This is a genomic window from Methylobacterium iners (assembly GCF_022179305.1).
Classification (GTDB): Bacteria; Pseudomonadota; Alphaproteobacteria; order Rhizobiales; family Beijerinckiaceae; genus Methylobacterium; species Methylobacterium iners.
On the sequence record NZ_BPQP01000057.1, the window covers coordinates 33,677 to 49,033 of the forward strand.

At 63.5% G+C, this 15,357-nt stretch carries 21 protein-coding genes; 9 read left to right on the forward strand and 12 right to left on the reverse strand.

Annotated elements, in window-relative coordinates:
* Window positions 1-126: 126 nt before the first annotated feature.
* On the reverse strand, window positions 127-621 hold the full coding sequence (locus MFF55_RS17455) for an HD domain-containing protein (RefSeq protein WP_238245378.1): 495 nt from the start codon (window positions 619-621) through the stop codon (window positions 127-129).
* Between the two features lie 9 nt (window positions 622-630).
* Window positions 631-909, reverse strand: coding sequence for a hypothetical protein (locus MFF55_RS17460; RefSeq protein WP_238245379.1), 279 nt, complete (start codon window positions 907-909; stop codon window positions 631-633).
* Between the two features lie 248 nt (window positions 910-1,157).
* Between MFF55_RS17460 and MFF55_RS17465 the strand changes: the two genes are divergently transcribed.
* Window positions 1,158-2,276, forward strand: a complete 1,119-nt coding sequence (locus MFF55_RS17465) for a site-2 protease family protein (protein ID WP_238245380.1) — start codon at window positions 1,158-1,160, stop codon at window positions 2,274-2,276.
* A 194-nt stretch (window positions 2,277-2,470) separates the two neighbouring features.
* The gene (locus tag MFF55_RS17470; protein ID WP_238245398.1) at window positions 2,471-2,752 is read left to right on the forward strand and encodes a hypothetical protein; all 282 of its coding nucleotides are present in this window, start codon (window positions 2,471-2,473) and stop codon (window positions 2,750-2,752) included.
* Between the two features lie 215 nt (window positions 2,753-2,967).
* Here MFF55_RS17470 and MFF55_RS17475 read toward each other — a convergent pair whose 3' ends face one another.
* On the reverse strand, window positions 2,968-3,324 hold the full coding sequence (locus MFF55_RS17475; protein ID WP_238245381.1) for a hypothetical protein: 357 nt from the start codon (window positions 3,322-3,324) through the stop codon (window positions 2,968-2,970).
* A gap of 98 nt (window positions 3,325-3,422) precedes the next feature.
* Complete coding sequence (locus tag MFF55_RS17480) at window positions 3,423-3,725, reverse strand: hypothetical protein (RefSeq protein ID WP_238245382.1); 303 nt, start codon at window positions 3,723-3,725, stop codon at window positions 3,423-3,425.
* Window positions 3,726-4,246: 521 nt separating this feature from the next.
* Between MFF55_RS17480 and MFF55_RS27010 the strand changes: the two genes are divergently transcribed.
* Window positions 4,247-4,447 (forward strand): Rmf/CrpP family protein, encoded by a 201-nt coding sequence (locus MFF55_RS27010; protein WP_306421455.1) that lies wholly within the window; start codon window positions 4,247-4,249, stop codon window positions 4,445-4,447.
* 671 nt (window positions 4,448-5,118) lie between these two features.
* Entirely contained in the window at window positions 5,119-5,451 is a 333-nt protein-coding gene (locus MFF55_RS17485) for a hypothetical protein (protein WP_238245383.1), read from the forward strand.
* 103 nt (window positions 5,452-5,554) lie between these two features.
* Here MFF55_RS17485 and MFF55_RS17490 read toward each other — a convergent pair whose 3' ends face one another.
* Together MFF55_RS17490 and MFF55_RS17495 are read right to left on the reverse strand one after the other, a co-directional pair.
* Window positions 5,555-5,800 (reverse strand): hypothetical protein, encoded by a 246-nt coding sequence (locus MFF55_RS17490; RefSeq protein ID WP_238245384.1) that lies wholly within the window; start codon window positions 5,798-5,800, stop codon window positions 5,555-5,557.
* 124 nt (window positions 5,801-5,924) lie between these two features.
* Entirely contained in the window at window positions 5,925-6,524 is a 600-nt protein-coding gene (locus tag MFF55_RS17495) for a phasin family protein (protein WP_238245385.1), read from the reverse strand.
* Window positions 6,525-6,861: 337 nt separating this feature from the next.
* Between MFF55_RS17495 and MFF55_RS17500 the strand changes: the two genes are divergently transcribed.
* Window positions 6,862-7,197 carry a hypothetical protein gene (locus MFF55_RS17500; RefSeq protein WP_238245386.1) on the forward strand — a complete coding sequence of 112 codons (336 nt, stop codon included), beginning with the start codon at window positions 6,862-6,864 and terminating at the stop codon, window positions 7,195-7,197.
* A gap of 122 nt (window positions 7,198-7,319) precedes the next feature.
* On the opposite strand, the gene MFF55_RS17505 is transcribed toward MFF55_RS17500, so the two are convergent.
* Window positions 7,320-7,895 (reverse strand): YdeI/OmpD-associated family protein, encoded by a 576-nt coding sequence (locus MFF55_RS17505; RefSeq protein ID WP_238245387.1) that lies wholly within the window; start codon window positions 7,893-7,895, stop codon window positions 7,320-7,322.
* 101 nt (window positions 7,896-7,996) lie between these two features.
* On the opposite strand from MFF55_RS17505, the gene MFF55_RS17510 reads away from it, so the two are divergent.
* The 3 genes from MFF55_RS17510 (at window position 7,997) to MFF55_RS17520 (ending at window position 9,563) form a co-directional block, all read left to right on the forward strand.
* Window positions 7,997-8,209, forward strand: coding sequence for a hypothetical protein (locus MFF55_RS17510; protein ID WP_238208464.1), 213 nt, complete (start codon window positions 7,997-7,999; stop codon window positions 8,207-8,209).
* 286 nt (window positions 8,210-8,495) lie between these two features.
* Window positions 8,496-9,164: a recombinase family protein gene (locus MFF55_RS17515; RefSeq protein ID WP_238245388.1), complete on the forward strand. Its 669-nt coding sequence runs from the start codon at window positions 8,496-8,498 to the stop codon at window positions 9,162-9,164.
* 132 nt (window positions 9,165-9,296) lie between these two features.
* Complete coding sequence (locus MFF55_RS17520) at window positions 9,297-9,563, forward strand: hypothetical protein (protein WP_238245389.1); 267 nt, start codon at window positions 9,297-9,299, stop codon at window positions 9,561-9,563.
* Between the two features lie 26 nt (window positions 9,564-9,589).
* Here MFF55_RS17520 and MFF55_RS17525 read toward each other — a convergent pair whose 3' ends face one another.
* The 4 genes from MFF55_RS17525 to MFF55_RS17540 form a co-directional block, all read right to left on the reverse strand.
* Complete coding sequence (locus MFF55_RS17525; protein WP_238245390.1) at window positions 9,590-9,733, reverse strand: hypothetical protein; 144 nt, start codon at window positions 9,731-9,733, stop codon at window positions 9,590-9,592.
* A 119-nt stretch (window positions 9,734-9,852) separates the two neighbouring features.
* Window positions 9,853-10,863: a phosphatase PAP2 family protein gene (locus MFF55_RS17530; RefSeq protein ID WP_238245391.1), complete on the reverse strand. Its 1,011-nt coding sequence runs from the start codon at window positions 10,861-10,863 to the stop codon at window positions 9,853-9,855.
* A 176-nt stretch (window positions 10,864-11,039) separates the two neighbouring features.
* The gene (locus MFF55_RS17535; protein WP_238245392.1) at window positions 11,040-11,297 is read right to left on the reverse strand and encodes a hypothetical protein; all 258 of its coding nucleotides are present in this window, start codon (window positions 11,295-11,297) and stop codon (window positions 11,040-11,042) included.
* 210 nt (window positions 11,298-11,507) lie between these two features.
* Window positions 11,508-11,876 (reverse strand): hypothetical protein, encoded by a 369-nt coding sequence (locus tag MFF55_RS17540; protein ID WP_238245393.1) that lies wholly within the window; start codon window positions 11,874-11,876, stop codon window positions 11,508-11,510.
* Between the two features lie 128 nt (window positions 11,877-12,004).
* On the opposite strand from MFF55_RS17540, the gene MFF55_RS17545 reads away from it, so the two are divergent.
* Entirely contained in the window at window positions 12,005-13,144 is a 1,140-nt protein-coding gene (locus tag MFF55_RS17545) for an HPP family protein (protein WP_238245394.1), read from the forward strand.
* Between the two features lie 1,283 nt (window positions 13,145-14,427).
* Here MFF55_RS17545 and MFF55_RS17555 read toward each other — a convergent pair.
* Window positions 14,428-14,910: an Hsp20 family protein gene (locus tag MFF55_RS17555; RefSeq protein WP_238245395.1), complete on the reverse strand. Its 483-nt coding sequence runs from the start codon at window positions 14,908-14,910 to the stop codon at window positions 14,428-14,430.
* Window positions 14,911-15,357 lie beyond the last annotated feature (447 nt).

Genomic DNA, 15,357 nt, shown 5'->3' on the forward strand with positions numbered 1-15,357 from the left:
AAGGTGTAGGCCGCGACGACGAAGAGGTGATCGCCCCAGCCTAGTCGCGGTTTCTCTCGCGGGGCTGGCGGATTGGCCTTGAGCCAAGCCTCAAACTGCTCGGCGGGAGAGGGTTCGTGCGTCACGTCATGGCCCCGTGTAGCCGAGCGCCGCCGCGGCTTCCTTCAGCCGAGCAAACGAAGCGCGGTAGCGGGCCGCTATCGCCTCGCCCGCTGGCAGAGTGCGATCCGGGCTAAGGTTGTCTTCGTTGTCCGACATCTTGATCAGGATGGCCCCGAGGTTGCCGCTCGCGATGATCTGGTCGATGCGCGTAGCATAGGACACCGGCTCGCGCGGCTTGGTCAAAAGAACCACCATTGTCAGCACGTCGTCACCGAACCCGGCCGCACGAAGGTCGACCACCGTGGTTGCGGTGTCCTCCAGGATGTCGTGCAAGATCGCCGCTTGCATGATCCGCATCGAATCGATGTCGATGCGGTCGACGGTTGCCGCGTGCCCGGCTCGCGCGACAGCGGCGTTGGCGACCCGCTCCAAGTGCCGAAGGTAGGGCTGGCCGCCCTTGTCGATCTGACCGGCATGCGCCTGGATGGCCAAACTGTGGGCGTCGAAGATCGAAGTCATGCCTGGATCTCAGAGCCCTGTCCGGCGCTTCCGGCCCTCGGTCAGGACGACGCGCTCGATGTCTCCCACGGACCGCTTTTCCTCTGCCTTGCAGAAGGGGCAATGAACAAGCAGCGGACCGTCGGCGGCAAACTCGAACTCGGAGGTCTCCGGCACCTCGACGCCGAACGCGAAGAACTCTCCGCAAGGATGGCAGTACATGCCGACGTTGAGCACGCCGAGCTTGCGCTTCAGGGTCGGAAGCGGGCTCCCAGGCGCCGTCATCAAGCGGATACGCTGAACGGCCATGTGCTCGTCTCCTTGGTGGCGGCAAGCCAACGAAGCCTTGCTCATGACATAGCATGGGCAGGCACACTGGTCCTGGATCGCGCGAGTTCCGCCTCCGCTGCGCACATCGTCGCGCGGCAGCTTCGTACCGCGTCTGGGCCGAACCCAGCCTCCATCCGGCTGGTTTCATGGCTGGTCCGAGTGCTCCGCGAGCACGGTGCGCAGACTGCTCGCGACCGATTCACGCAACACGCAGGGGATCGAGACGGATGGGTTGGTCACTTCCGATTGGCACGGTGTTCGGCACCGTCATCCGGATTCACGTCACCTTCCTGCTGTTCCTGGCTTTCATCGGTGCCACGGCCTATGCCCGCGGTGGACAGGCCGTCGCCGTGCAAAGCGTCCTCTACATCGTCCTTCTCTTCCTCTGCGTTCTTCTGCACGAGTTCGGCCACGTCTTCGCCGCCAGACGCTATGGGGTTCAGACTCCCGACATCACGCTCCTGCCCATCGGCGGCGTCGCCCGCCTGGAGCGTGTGCCTGAGGAGCCGGGTCAGGAGCTCGTGATCGCGCTGGCCGGCCCGGCGGTAAACGTCGCTATCGCGGGCTTGCTCTTTCTCGCCTCGGGCGAGCTGATGCCGCCAGGCGGAACCGAAGTGGCCAACCCGAGTGCCGGGTTGGTGGAGCGCCTGTTGTGGGTGAACCTCTTCCTCGTAGCCTTCAACCTCATTCCGGCCTTTCCCATGGACGGCGGGCGTGTGCTGCGGGCCATCCTCGCCTCCCACCTAGGCTATACGCGCGGCACTCAGATCGCGGCACGCGTCGGCCAGGGTCTCGCTTTCCTCTTCGGCCTGTGGGGCTTGCTGAGCGGCCAGCCCCTGCTGCTGTTCATCGCGCTGTTCGTCTACCTGGGCGCTGCCTCTGAAGCCCACGATGCCCAGCTGCGCCAGGTCTCGCGTGGTCTGTTGACCGCGGACGCGATGGTCACACGGTTCGAGACCCTGCGGACCAACAGCCGGGTCGAGGAGGCGGTCAGGTGTTTGATCGCCACGACGCAACATGAGTTCCCCATTGTCGATGGTTCAGGACGCCTGCGCGGTGTTCTCACTCGCGACGACATGATCCGAGCGCTTCGGGAGCGTGGGCCCGACACGCCGGTGGTGGAGGTGATGCGTACCGACATTCCCACCGTCCGGGATCGAATGGCGCTCGAGGATGGGCTGAAGCTGATGCGTGAGCAGAAGCTGCCGGCCGTCGGCGTTGCAGACGCAGCAGGGCGTTTGGTCGGGCTGATCACGCCTGAGAACGTCGGCGAAATGATGATGGTGATGGCGGCTCTTCCGCCGAAGCGGGGAATTTTGGTGCCGAAGATCCGGCCCTCGACGTAAGCCGGGGCATGGAATTTTTGCGTCATCGGTTTCAGGAGAGGCCGAAGCCGAATGCCGGCTCCGCTCTCGGCAATGGGTTTGAAGCCGGCTTTTTCGAAGCCTTCCTTGATGCCCAAAGCGTTCGACTGCGTGGCGCCGACAGGAACGCCTCTGCGACGCGGGAGGTTTGCCTGGCGTCAGCCAGGAGAACCAGCATGCAACATTTCGGACGCGCGTCGCTCTTTGCCATTGTGACGCTCACGAGCGTCGGAGCAGCGGAGGCGAAAGGCTGCATCAAGGGCGCCATCATCGGAGGGGTCGCCGGCCATTATCTGGCGGAGCGAGGTGTTGTCGGCGCCGTTGCTGGCTGTCTGGCCGGTCGTGCCCTCGCCAATCGGCGCGCGAGGCGTGAGGTCGACTACGGCTCTCGGGTTCAGCCGCGTGGGGCGGCCTACGGTGTGCCTCAGGCCTACCCGCGCCGCACCTACAGCTACTAAGACATCGCGAAGCGAAGCACCGGCTCAGCCGGTGCTTCGCACGGCGTGACGTGATCTGGGCGCCTAGGACGTCAGGCAGCCTTGTCCTAACTGACTGTGATCTCAAGCGGCATTCTGGGCGTCGGCGCGCAACATTGATCGCACCGGCTGTCGGGCTGTAGCACCGGTACTCGAAAGAGGCGTTTTCGAGCTCAACCCACTGGCAAGCCGCCAGATCATTCGACCGTCGCGGTCGACGATGGATCGACAATCAACCCTGCGCTTGCCACCGATTTGCTCTCTAACCAGGGGCGCAGGCGAGCCGCCAGATCCTGGTCCAGACGTTTGACGTAGACGTTCTTGAAGTAGTGCTGGCCGCCCTGGACGCCGAGGAGACGGTCACTGGTCCTGACGATCGCATCGACTTCACGCTGACAGATCACGCCCATGACCCCGGCCGCCTGATACCAGCGGCCCGCCTCAGCGTGCGTCCGAGCGCGGGGATTTGCGAGGATCGCGCTGGCAAAGCATTCGGTCGCTGCTATTTCAAGCGGGGCCAAGATCGCCCGAGTGCGCTCAGGGGGCGTGCTCATCGGCCGGGCCGAGATGGCGCTAGGCGTGGCACACGCCGCCAGAACCAGCACGAGCAGCGCGCGGGCTCTTGGGCGAGCCTTGCATTGGGCCATCGGCCCTACTCGCAGACTTCGACACGGCGGATGATAACATCGCCGTAGGCATCCACGTACCGGCGCCGTTCCATGTGGCATTCGGGGCCGTATTCCTCGACGTAGACGGGACGGGGTGCGCGGTAGATCCGCTGGCCGGGCGCGTACTGGTTCTGCGACGAGGCGATGGCACCACCGATCGCGAGACCGCCAAGGACGCCGAGGGCGGCTGCGCCGCCGGGGCTGATGCCATCGCGAGCTTGCACGCCGGGAACGGTCGAAAGGCCGATTGCGGCGGCGAGTGCGAGGCTGACAAGCTTGCGCTTCATGGACCTTCTCCAAAGCCAACAGGATTTTGCTGGACGTTGAAGTCGTCTGGTTAAGCAGCCGTTAACGCCTGGCCTCAGCCACTCGCGAGTTAGCAGAGCGCCCCAGTTCAAGGCCTCACATGACAGTTTCAGTGGGCGTGGGAGCGGTTACCGCTCTAGTCGTGCTTCTCACCATCCTTGCGCTCACGGAAGCGAATGCCAACTCCTCCTACGGCGTGCTCGATTTGCGGAGCCGACAATTTGCCGAGCTTCAGCCCGGCCAATGATCACCGGGTAACCTCGCCTGCCACCGCGTGACCGTCTGTGATTGGCGACGCCAGCGTCGAACAGCCTCGAATGAACGAGTAAGCATCGGGTCTGAGCCCTTGCTCTGTCAGCTCCGGAACAGGGGATTGGCTCGGCTGGTTTTCCATGGCCGACGACGGGAGCGAACGCCTGTCACTGATCCCACAACGTCGGGCGGCGAAGCCACTCCGGAACAATAGGGACAGGCGAGAACCTGATCTGAAAGGCTCAAGTCGATGACGACCGAAGGCGCCACCGCTAGCGACAGCCCTTATATCAAAGGGCGTAACGCTCACCTCTACGGCAAGGCCAGGGAGAGCTGCCCTTATCCCGAGGGCTCACCGGACCGCGAGGGTTGGCTTGAGGGCTTCGACGGAGCGAGCACGCCTGAGGCTGATGTCGACCTTGGCACTGTGGACGACGTGACCAAACGCTGACAACGTGCCGCGCACGGCGCGCAAGTATGGACTGAGAAGACGGGGCGAAAGCGTCCCGTTACTTCGGTTCAGAGAATCGGCGCTCTTAAGGTCTGAAACGTCTTGGTGGCTCTGACGGTCGGTCACTGGGCGACCGGGCCGCGATCACTGGGCGACGCAGACGCACCGACTGATCCTTGCGACAAAGACCGGGAGGCTCTCTCCAGTGAATGGGCTGCCGCTGCCGTGAACGCCTCGCACAACCTCGGTTTCGAGCACAGGCCGTCGCCTCTGAGATCGGAGCACTGGCAGATGGTACTCACAAGCGTTGCCGCTCGGATGCAGATGAGGGGGGATCATGCCTTCCTTCGGTTGGAAAGATGCGCTCGCCCGCCAAGTGGGCCGCCGTGCGGACTGATCGAGGCTGAGGAGTTCAGCATGCCTGATGCGCCTGTCGTACCGATCACACCCGAGACGCTGGTGCTGGACCCGGAATGGTTGAAGGCGGCCGAGCTTGCGGCTCACAACCTCGGCTTCCGCGCAGCCCTAGCGAACCTCAGTCCGGAGCGCTGGCAACTTGTTCCTTGCCAGCGTCACCGATCGTATGCGGTTACGGGGCACCTCGCTTCCGGTAGGTTGGCGGCGCGCAATGGACCGGCAGGCGGGTCGTAACGCTGTTGAGGAGCAGAACCATGACATCGCAGGCTCTAGCCACCGGCAAGCCCGGTGACATCCTCACACCTGACGGCCAGATCCTCGGCCGTGACGGTGAGCTGCACAAGTACGGCTACTTCACCGTGAGCTACGAGCAGGCGCAGATCGCGCGAGCGCACGGCTGGGGCTGCCGAGCGGGCGTGTTTCTTGAGGCTGAACATACAGACGAGAAAAGCTGGGCCTATGCCGAGGAGGAGCGTCAGGATGCGATGGCGAATGGCGAGGTGCCACCCTTAGTCCGGATCTACCGGGAAGCGCCGCCGTCCTGCCACATCGACACGCCGCCGTCTTGTCGACTTCCCTCACGCTGACCCTCGCCCAGCTTAATCCCTTTCCGTGTGGGGAACGCGCGGCACAGGGAAGGCAGGGAGCACAGAATGGCTGGCCTATTTGGCAAACGAGCTCCCCACAATCCTAAGGGCTCATCAGCCGCTTTGTGTTCTCAGCGACAAGTTCGCGGTAACGCGCGATCACGGCGTCATGCGAGCCGCCGAGCATCAGGCTGCCCGCCGCCTCCATCGAGGCGCTAATCTTCTCGCTGATCATCTGGGAGGCCTCGGCCTGTGCCGCAGGTCCGCCCCAGGCCAGCTTCACCAAGCGAAGTGCCACCACCGTCTGGCTCTCGTAGGCCAGCATCGCCACGGCGAAGGGGTCGTCCATGAAAAGCTCCGTGCCGCGAGGGATGAAGCCAAAGCGACCGGGACATGAAGAGGGGCAGCCCAAAGAACCGCCCCGGATTAGTATCAACTTCAGGTCTGCCGCCGATTGAAGGCCGCAGTTGTGCTCAGCGAGCCTGAGCGACGCTGGCGAAGGTCTTGGTGGCCTCATCGACCGCACGGGCCGAGGTCTCGGTGATCGCCTTGCTGTCCTGAACCATGTGCTGCAGGCTCTCGCGCATCAGCTCGCTCTGAAGGGCTGTGAACTCCTGAACCGACTTGGCGCGAGCCAGCTTGTTCATGCCGTCGAGATTGCGCTGGAACTGCTTCTGGCTCAGGTCGAACAGGTTGCGCGAGGCATCCTGGAAGGCTTGGTTCAGCACCGTGCCGCAGCGGGTGACCGCCTCGATGTTCTGCTTGGATTGTTGAGCCAGACGCTCGCTGTCCTGGCCGGAGAAGCCGAGCGTCTTGGAGAAGCGATCCGCCGCCTCGCGGGCCTGCTGAGAGGCTGTCTCGAGGCTGTTCTGCATTGCCTGCTTGGTGGTCTCAGTGGCCTTCTCGCTCAGGTCGACCACCTTGTTGACGCCCTCACGAGCCGCGTTGGCGAATTGCTTGCCCTGCTCGCTGGTCTTGTCGGCAGCCTTGTCGAGGTTGGCCTTGGCTGCCTCGGAGGCGCGGGCGTCCTGGTTGTTCTGCTTGGCGTTGTTGAGGTTCTGCTCGTTGGCCATGTGCGTTTCCTTCCAATATTTATTTAGTATAATTCCCAAAGCGAGCAGGCACAGGATGCCCGTCAACTTCGGTGGCAAGGCAATTTTTAGAAATTGTTGCACTGCACCTAAGTCGTACAGAAAGTGTTGTCATTCAACCCCTGGCCGCAAACTTTAGTACGATTCAGTTATGTGGGGATTTATCATCCGTCACGCTCAAGCGGTTGGTGAGGCACGTGCGGCGCAAGCTTGATGTCGCTGCCTGACATGAGGAGGTCGGGCCCTCGCTGATGAGGTCGAACCGTTCAGCTCTCACAGCGTTTCCGGCGCCGACATCCATGATGACCTTAGGGCCAGAATGCTCCCACAATCCCTATCACCCATTCGCCTCACCCTCGCGCTTCTGGCCGGCATGCTGGCCAGCACCGCGGTGTCAGGTGCGGAGGACTGCCCAACGCGCTTTCAGAAGTACGGGCTTTTCCTGCAAGCCAAGAGATCCTGCGGCCAGGACACCGAGTACCCGCAGATGAAGGCTATGCGCTCGTGTGCAAAGGAGACACCGCAGGAAGTGGCAATCAAGCTGATCGATGACGGGCGTCGCGAGTGGGCGAGAGGGCTGATGCGCAGCAGCCTTGGCAGCATGTGCGAGGAGATGTTCGCCAAGCTTCCGCCCTCGGCGAGTAAGCGACGCTGACAATTAGTCCTCAGCCGCTACAGATTCTTCTCTGCGGCCCCCTGGCCGTGATGAAGTTTACGCCTTTGCTTGGCTGATCGGTTCAAGCGCAAACTCGCTAGAGGCCGCATGGTACACGCGCATCAATGAAAGCGCTCGCCGCGGTCCAGTTGCTCAAGGATCAGAGCCAACCTCTTGGCGCGAGTCTCAGGGCGTTTCGCCGTCTGAAGCCGATAATAGATTGGATAGAGGTTCGTGCGGTCCAGCGTCTGGAAGAACGCCTTCGCGGCCGGCATCGCCTCCAGTGCATCAAGGAAGTCCTGAGGGATCGTCATCGTCGCTGAACCTGCATAAGCGCTCTCCCATCGACCATCCGCCTTCGCCGCTTCGACATGCTCCAGCCCGGCAAGCGTCATCCGGCCATCCGCGATCAGCCTCATTGCATGCTCGCGGTTCTTGACTGACCAATTCGACCTTGGCTTTCGAGGCGTGAGGCGCTGCAGAAAAGACATTTCATCGAATGGCAGCTTCTGCCCGTCGATCCAGCCGAAGCGGATCGCTTCGACGACGCAGTCGGTCCAGGTGACGGATGACTTGCCGGACCCCGCCTTAAAGATCTGAACCCAAAGCTCCGTGCTGCTCCGGTGATGTTGGGCCAGCCACTTACCAAGCTCGTGGGCATCCCGGAAAGCCAACGGTCGCCGCTCTGTATTGCTCATGTCTCGGGAGACCTGATCCAAGGTCCATACAGCCATGGATCGTAGCGCGCCCAGATACGTCGGCGGTTGGACTTGGCGGGCATCCGTGCCACCGTGGTGGGATGTATTACATCGTCGAGATCGCCCACGTCGAACCTCAAGCTGGTACCTCCGAGCAGGGAACGCCGCCGGAGGACCTCCCGGTCCAGTACGGGACGATTGAGGAGGCGACCGAAGCTGGCAAGGCGCGTGTCGCCGAATTGGTGCAGGCTGGCTTCAAGGCTGACAGCGTGACCTTCAAGGTGCTGGATCAGCATGGTCAGCCCGCCTCCTGAGCGCCTATGACTTCGTACTGATGCCCCGCCACGGCGTGCTGCTTGGGCGCATCGAGGCACCTCACCTCTGAGTCGGCGGGCACTAAGCTAGCAGACTCTGACTGCCGGCCCTCAGGCAGATCCGGCCACTCTGGCCTCGGAGAGCTGCTTCGGGCGCAGAGGACCTAGCCACCGAGCCGGCGACAGCCTCATTGTCATGTCACCGCCCATCGACGGACGTTGATCTGTGGCGACAAGGCGTTTGGAGGGACGCAGCCCAGGTTGAGCGCCAATGAGGCCCACTACCGTGACCACCTTCATTGCCTACTGCCGTGTATCGACCGACAAACAAGGCCGCTCGGGGCTGGGCCTGGAGGCACAGGAGGCTGCCATCAAGGCGCACCTCCGCGCCGGAGACCTCCTCCTCCAACCACCCTACGTCGAGGTCGAGAGCGGCAAGCGGGACGACCGGCCGAAGCTGCAAGCCGCTATTGAGCGGTGCCGGCGGACAGGCGCCACGCTCCTCGTCGCCAAACTGGATAGGCTGGTTCGCAACGTGGCCTTCATCTCGAACCTCATGGAAAGCGGTGTCGAGTTCGAGGCCGCCGACTTCCCCAAGGCGAACCGGCTCACGGTCCACATCCTGTCGGCCGTGGCGGAACATGAGGCCAAGATGATCTCGGAGCGCACCAAGGCGGCCCTCGCGGCAGCCAAAAGGCGTGGGAAGAAGCTGGGTGGGGATCGGGGCTACCGGCCGCCATCGCCGCCCGAAACTGCCTTGGCGACGGCTACGAGGCGGCGCAAGGCAGACCATGCGGCCTTTGCGGTGTTGCCGGTGCTGGAGGAGCTTCAGGCAGAGGGCGTGGATAGCCTCAACGCTTTGGCGAAGCAGCTGAACGCGACGGGCTACCAGACGCCACGGAAGGGTGCCTGGACAGCAACGGCGGTGAAGCGGGTATTAGCGCGGGTAGCGTGAGGTCTTAACCGCTTGCTAACCATGGGCTTAAAGCCTCTGAACATGCCGTCCAGTGAGTGAACCTTAGCCATTGAAGGTGGGTTGATGTGGCAAGCGGAGCCGTTCGGCTCGGCATTGCCTCAGGACCAAGCAATGGAACTCACGGGACGGTTCTGGTTCAAGCGGACCTTCGGCGGCAAACTCATTCTGCTGGTCGAAGAGAAGCGGCCTCGTCGTCGCCTGTTCTCGAAGGCCGAGCCTGCGTTCAAGCTCCGCTGGCGCGAAGCCAGGTTGCTCGACTTTGCCGATCCCGCGTTGAGCCAGCTAGTGGACCTCGGACGCCTCCAGCGGCACGCGTCTGGTGGATCTAGGTTCTCTGGGCCGCGCCTCGTGCCGGTCGCTGCCACCGCATCGGCCTGATACTTCGCAGGAAGAAACGGAGGCGTTCACGCCAGCGTCCGTTTGGTCACGTAGACGATACGGCTATGGCCTGCCTCCGCATCGGGGTTGCGCAGCTCGCGCATCCCAGGAGCCCGGCCCGTGGTCAGGAAGACCAGCAAAGTTACAGCCAGGATCAGCTTCGACGCCATCGCCCTTACCCTTCGTCCTCGAAGACGGCGGTCTAGGCTTGAGCCCCTTGAAGCGAGTTGCGGCAGCGCACATCCATGGGTCTGGGCTGAGGCCGACCAGCGACATGGCTAACGAGAGGTTAACGGCGCGCCCGACTGGCGGCGCGGTATGGTCCTCCGAACCAACGGCGTGAGACCATCAGCGAACCGAAGGCCAGGGCTGCTCCTGCGATCAGGTCAGGCAGGTAGTGGCCGCCCGCACCTATCGTGGCAACCGCCACCACGACGTTGAGCAGGAAGGTGGCTGGTCCGATGAACGGAAGCGGGTAGAGCGCCCAGGCCGTGAGGATCGCAAGGCACATATGGAACGACGGAAACGTCACGAGGGCGCGGAGGTCGGTGACAGAGAGGGCTTCTAGCGTGCCACTCCGCAGCCGTTGGAGAGCCTCAAGGTGCCATAGCGCCCCGACCGTCTCCAGCTTGCCGGCGGGCCGTACGGCTGGCTCGTAGTACGCGTAGGGCCCTTCAGCCGGCAGCAGGACTGAGGCGGCGATAGTGATGATGAGTGTTGCCGCGAACAACCGCACAAACCGCCAGAGGCGTCCAAGCCTGCCTGTCGCGCTGAGCACGATGACCACGAGCGCCACCTGAGGGCCGCTGGAATGGTACGCAAGGGCCAGCCACCACGACAGCGTGGGATGAGCCGCGAGGAAGCCCAGGTAGCCCTGCCAGTCAAAACCGAGCGCCGCCTCAACCTGGGCCAGCGTCGGATCGACCAGTGGGAGGGAGAGGCTCGCCGCGAGGTAGTGCAGGACGGCAATCGGCACCGTTAGGGCGACCAGACAAGCGCTAGAAAGAGCCATGGCTCTCAGCTTCGGCAAGGACTTGAGCCGGCCCAAAGCGACGGCGGCCAGAAGCAGTAGACCTACGGCTGCCGCGCATAGGCCAAAGCCCTTCGGTTCAACAGAGATGCGCAGCATCGCAACCCAAACGGCGTCGATGACGACGATGGCGCTGATGGCAACCCAGACCCAGACACCAGGCGCAGCAACAGCGGAGGAGTACCAGAGGAGCTTTGCGGTCCAGGTTTTCGGTGCGGATGGCCTCCTGAGGGCAGGCTGGTGGGCTGGGTCTAACGTTCCTGCCGTCATCTCAGAGGTCGTTCTCCGCTCAAGAGCGACCCCTGCAATCCTGGCCGCACGGAAAATACCCACCGTAGCCAAGTTGGTTCGCGGATGAGCGGGCGATTTTTCCTAAGACGCGTTGAGTGGAGATCCGGCTTTGCGAGACACCTCTTGCCTTCGCGGCTGATCTCTCGCTGCCTTTGTCAGGCAAGAGCGGCGAGCAGCGATAGGTCCTCCTGCCGGGCCTGAAGGCGGCGTGCGACGTAGTCGAGGCCGTCCGTTAGATCATCATCTGCCTTCGCTAGCTCCGCCACGTACCAGCGGACATGCGCCACCAGCGCGTCCGCATCGCCGCGATCACCACAGGGTGTCGCCAGCACGAGGTCGGCCGCAGCATCCGCAACAACACTGATAGCCCACCAAGCGTCGAGGCCGATCACGTCCCGGCCTGGAGCCGCCATGAAAGCCCGCCAAGCCGCCCGATGTGCCTGAATGGCCGCCAGGATTAAGACAGGGGAGGTCGGTGGGTCGAAGGCTGCCGAGGGGTCACCTACGCGATAAACTGGAGCCGTTGCCCACTGACGAGCCCTGCACTGCGCCGTTCACGGGCGCCTCGCGAGACCGGATCGAAGTGGCTGGGCCTCGCCGCCGGCGAGAGCTGGGCATGGCGGTCAGCGCAGGACGATTCCGATGAAGACAAACAAGGCGGCGAGGCCCAGCCAGGCGCAGAGTGTGATCGAACGCCTGGCGAGGCGGAGGCGTTCTGCGGTGTCGTAGACCAGCCAGCTGAGCAGGAGAAGCAGGGAGCCGGCAACGATCCCGTTGCGTTGCAGCACGAGTCCCACGGCTGACAGGAAGGCCGTCACGCCAACCGTGGCGGTGACCTTTCCCCAGGCAGTCAGGGTCGCCTGACGCGCACGCAGGTCCACGAGGCTGAGGCAGCTAAGCGCTGCCGCAAGCGTGAGCAGAGCGAGGGCGCCAACGTTCCCCATGATTCCCTGGTCAAGCGTCTGGGCTGGCTGTGCCTCGCAGAACGGCATTCTGCCTACCCTCGTTGCAAAACCGGACGCAGGCTGTAAATGTGAACCTGGTATACCAAGAGAGCTAGCCTAGAAATTCAGCTGCGGCCTGCCGATCGGGTGTGCTGAGCACGTGAAGGACGGGTGAGATGTCCAACATCGTCGACCCGAAACGCCACAACGGCATTACGTTTGGAACGCGAGCTTTCAGGCCGATCCTGGCCGGCGCAACGCTTCGCGAGCGGCTGATCGCGTGTCTGGGTGCGCTCATCGGCATCGCGCTGACGGGGCTCGTCAGCGGCTGGATTGTGGGCGAGGGCCCACACATCCCGCTAATCGTCGCGCCGATGGGGGCGACGGCGGTGCTGCTGTTTGCCGTGCCTGCCAGTCCGCTTGCCCAGCCCTGGCCGATCATTGGCGGCAACACCATCTCGGCGCTCGTGGGTATGACGGCTGCCCATTTTATTTCAGACCCGGTCATCGCCATCGGGGTCGGCGTCTCGCTGGCCATCGCCGTTATGTCGTTCACCCGGTGCTTGCACCCGCCCGGTGGCGCAGCGGCGCTGACCGCGCTCATCGGCGGACCAGCCGTCACGGCATCCGGCTTTCTTTTTCCGTTCGTCCCGGTCTGCCTAAACTCCATCATTCTCGTCGGCCTCGGCATCGCTTTCCATCGGGTGTCGGGGCGCAAGTATCCGCATGTTCCTCCAGCGCCGCCGGCCAACGTCCACGGGACCGCCGACGTGCCCGCTCCCATCCGGGTCGGCTTCAGCGTCGGCGACGTCGATGCGGCCCTACAGTCCCTAAACGAAACCCTGGACATCGATCGAGCCGACCTTGATCGGCTGCTGCGCGAGGTGGAACATCAAGCGTTCGTGCGGACGCACGGGGAGCTGACATGCGGCTCGGTCATGTCGCAGGACGTCGTCGTCATCAGGCTACATGAGCCGGTGGCTCGGGCACGCGAGCTGCTGCTCAAGCACAACATCCGGACGTTACCCGTCTTGGATGAGGAGGGCCGGCTTGCAGGCACGCTGGGTCTGCGCGAGCTGACCCTTCGCGACGACCTGACTATCGCGCAGGTGATGTCCAAGGCTCATACGGTCGGGCAGGATGAACGGGTTCTTACCTTGGTTGCGCCGCTGACTGACGGCCGCACCCACGCCGTGGTGGTCACGAGCGAGGACCGAAGGGTTCTTGGGATCATCACTCAGACCGACCTTCTTGCGGTCCTGATGCGCCTTGTGCAGGCCAAGTCCCTGGAGCCGTCTACTTCGCAGGCATCGTGATCGAGCTCATGGCGTTCCGGTCGACTCGCTCCTGATCCGTCGGCAAGAGCGCGGAGTTTGCGTGACCACCACGGGCCAACCCGACGGCAAGGCTCGGCATCCACCTCGTTCCCACGCCAGCCGCGCCGGTCATGCGAGGCACGGCACGTAGACGAGAGATCGACGCAGCACGTTATGTGAGCCTTTGGCCTGCTTGTTGCAGGGCCTCTTGCCTGCCTCGAACCGCGACGCCTGCGGGATGGAGCCGATGCAAGACACGCCACTTCTCCTTCACATGCTGCATGTCGCTCTTATGCTGGCGAGCATGATGGTGACGTGGCAAGTCCATCGTCTTCGCAAGCCGTAGCCTCAGGGCCAGCCCCGCCCTGGCCGAACTCGAAGGGCAGGTGTTATGGCGGCCGCAGGACGAGAAACCCTCCGCGCCCCAAACGGGGCGGGACAGGACACCCGCGCCCGAGTGACTAGGGTAAACGTCAGATCGTCACTCGAAACGGTTCATCGGCCTTCAACTTGGACCTGCACGTTCCAACTAGCCAGGAGGTGCAGCCATGTTTCATCCGCGACTGATCAGCGTCAACGCTTACGCTGCCAAAGCCGAACGGCGGCGGGGAAAACCCTCGGCGGAGTTTCCCCAGCGCGTGTCAGCCAGTGCTCCTCCTAACCGCGGCGCTACGCGTCCTTAAGCCGGAATGCAGAGGGCCGTTGCTTCGGTGTTCGGCGGCGTCCGCGGCCGCGGCATCCTCGCTGCCGGGCACGGCGGTGGATCGTCATCATCGTTCCGCCGTCCGGCGCGCAGATATCCTCGCAAGTTCAGGAGCCGACGTGTCCGCCGCCGAGGCGAGGCTCGCGGAGGCGAGCATGAACTTGCTTTTAAGGAGAAGCCCCCGTCGAGTTCGGTGAGGGCGGTCAGGACGGCATCAACAGAGACCGGCTCGGCCCTACTGCCCGTGAGGCAACGAAGGCCGGGTGCGTTCTCAAGGGCGCAGGCATCCGATGCCCAGGACGCCAGGATCGCGCGCTTGTCCTGTCGGGATAGCTGAGGATGCGTCAGCACCTCCCCTGGGTGGCGAAACACGTCGCCGGGAGCGACAAGTGCCTGCCACGCCTCGAACGAGTCTGACTGAGCGGCGGCTGGGTTCATGGGGCCGGAACGTGAAAACGGTGTCTCCATCATCGACACGGGTCACTCTCCCTGGAAGTACGAAACAGGATGCGGGAAAGCTTGGATCCTCGCGGGCGCTGAGGCGCGCGAGGATCACTGTCAGCGACCGGTCACGTATCGCTCACGCGGCCTTGGCCTGACCCTCGATCTGAACCGGCGCGTTGTCCTGGCCGACCGCGGCCTGAGTGCCACCGATGACAATCCGACGAGGCTTCAACGCCTCCGGCACTTCGCGCTTGAGATCGACAGTCAACAGGCCGTGCTCGAGGGCAGCGCCGGTGACCTTCACATGGTCGGCCAGGTTGAAGGTCTGGCGGAAGGTGCGCGTGGCAATGCCGCGATGGAGGTACTCACGCTCGCCGTCCCCACCCTTCTTCTGACCCGTGACCAGAAGCGTGGTGTCGTGCTGGGTGAGTTCAATCTCGTCCGGCGTGAAGCCTGCGACCGCCATGGTGATGCGGTACTCGTCCGTGGCCGCCTTCTCGATGTTGTAGGGCGGCCAGGTGGCGGAAGAATCTATTTGCGCGGCCTGATCCAGAAGCGAGGCCAAGCGGTCGAAGCCCACCGTGGAGCGATAAAGAGGGGCAAAATCGAAAGTTCTCATGACCACATCCTCCTAGGAGCAACGTGACGACGAGAGCTGCCGGACACCACGTCCGGGGCCCATGATGCGAGCCCAATTGGGCCTCGCCCGCGCGTAACGTCGACAGCGGGCCTTGGTTCCTGCAAGGGTGCCGATTTCCGCGAGAACACGCGGCAGCCTGAAGAGTGCTGACCCTGCTGATCAATGGGATGTCAGTCTGGGAGAGCGAACTCTTCAGCCCTCCGTGGCGCTTCCGGCGCTGACATCCATAAGGACCTTGAGCTGGACCCCTACACGATCGCGGTTGCCCGTTCGATTCACCCTCGCGCAGCTGCACGGCACACCTGCCAGAGCTTTCGATTGCTTAGGCGAAGCAGAGCTAAGTGGCGTCAGGCACCCCGAACGCAGCTCAAGGTGGCCCACGCCAATGGGCGGCTTCGCCGCCTTGGAACGCAAAAAGGCCCGGCG

What these genes read in the sequence shown, in the direction of transcription:
- MFF55_RS17540 (WP_238245393.1), bottom strand. Translation starts at nt 11,876, where the DNA reads ATGCCGTTCTGCGAGGCACAGCCAGCCCAGACGCTTGACCAGGGAATC.
- MFF55_RS17530 (WP_238245391.1), bottom strand. Translation starts at nt 10,863, where the DNA reads ATGACGGCAGGAACGTTAGACCCAGCCCACCAGCCTGCCCTCAGGAGG.
- MFF55_RS17505 (WP_238245387.1), bottom strand. Translation starts at nt 7,895, where the DNA reads ATGAGCAATACAGAGCGGCGACCGTTGGCTTTCCGGGATGCCCACGAG.
- MFF55_RS17495 (WP_238245385.1), bottom strand. Translation starts at nt 6,524, where the DNA reads ATGGCCAACGAGCAGAACCTCAACAACGCCAAGCAGAACAACCAGGAC.
- MFF55_RS17485 (WP_238245383.1), top strand. Translation starts at nt 5,119, where the DNA reads ATGACATCGCAGGCTCTAGCCACCGGCAAGCCCGGTGACATCCTCACA.
- MFF55_RS17555 (WP_238245395.1), bottom strand. Translation starts at nt 14,910, where the DNA reads ATGAGAACTTTCGATTTTGCCCCTCTTTATCGCTCCACGGTGGGCTTC.
- MFF55_RS27010 (WP_306421455.1), top strand. Translation starts at nt 4,247, where the DNA reads ATGACGACCGAAGGCGCCACCGCTAGCGACAGCCCTTATATCAAAGGG.
- MFF55_RS17475 (WP_238245381.1), bottom strand. Translation starts at nt 3,324, where the DNA reads ATGAGCACGCCCCCTGAGCGCACTCGGGCGATCTTGGCCCCGCTTGAA.
- MFF55_RS17460 (WP_238245379.1), bottom strand. Translation starts at nt 909, where the DNA reads ATGGCCGTTCAGCGTATCCGCTTGATGACGGCGCCTGGGAGCCCGCTT.
- MFF55_RS17520 (WP_238245389.1), top strand. Translation starts at nt 9,297, where the DNA reads ATGGAACTCACGGGACGGTTCTGGTTCAAGCGGACCTTCGGCGGCAAA.
- MFF55_RS17455 (WP_238245378.1), bottom strand. Translation starts at nt 621, where the DNA reads ATGACTTCGATCTTCGACGCCCACAGTTTGGCCATCCAGGCGCATGCC.
- MFF55_RS17510 (WP_238208464.1), top strand. Translation starts at nt 7,997, where the DNA reads ATGTATTACATCGTCGAGATCGCCCACGTCGAACCTCAAGCTGGTACC.
- MFF55_RS17470 (WP_238245398.1), top strand. Translation starts at nt 2,471, where the DNA reads ATGCAACATTTCGGACGCGCGTCGCTCTTTGCCATTGTGACGCTCACG.
- MFF55_RS17525 (WP_238245390.1), bottom strand. Translation starts at nt 9,733, where the DNA reads ATGGCGTCGAAGCTGATCCTGGCTGTAACTTTGCTGGTCTTCCTGACC.
- MFF55_RS17480 (WP_238245382.1), bottom strand. Translation starts at nt 3,725, where the DNA reads ATGAAGCGCAAGCTTGTCAGCCTCGCACTCGCCGCCGCAATCGGCCTT.
- MFF55_RS17490 (WP_238245384.1), bottom strand. Translation starts at nt 5,800, where the DNA reads ATGGACGACCCCTTCGCCGTGGCGATGCTGGCCTACGAGAGCCAGACG.
- MFF55_RS17465 (WP_238245380.1), top strand. Translation starts at nt 1,158, where the DNA reads ATGGGTTGGTCACTTCCGATTGGCACGGTGTTCGGCACCGTCATCCGG.
- MFF55_RS17545 (WP_238245394.1), top strand. Translation starts at nt 12,005, where the DNA reads ATGTCCAACATCGTCGACCCGAAACGCCACAACGGCATTACGTTTGGA.
- MFF55_RS17500 (WP_238245386.1), top strand. Translation starts at nt 6,862, where the DNA reads ATGCTCCCACAATCCCTATCACCCATTCGCCTCACCCTCGCGCTTCTG.
- MFF55_RS17535 (WP_238245392.1), bottom strand. Translation starts at nt 11,297, where the DNA reads ATGGCGGCTCCAGGCCGGGACGTGATCGGCCTCGACGCTTGGTGGGCT.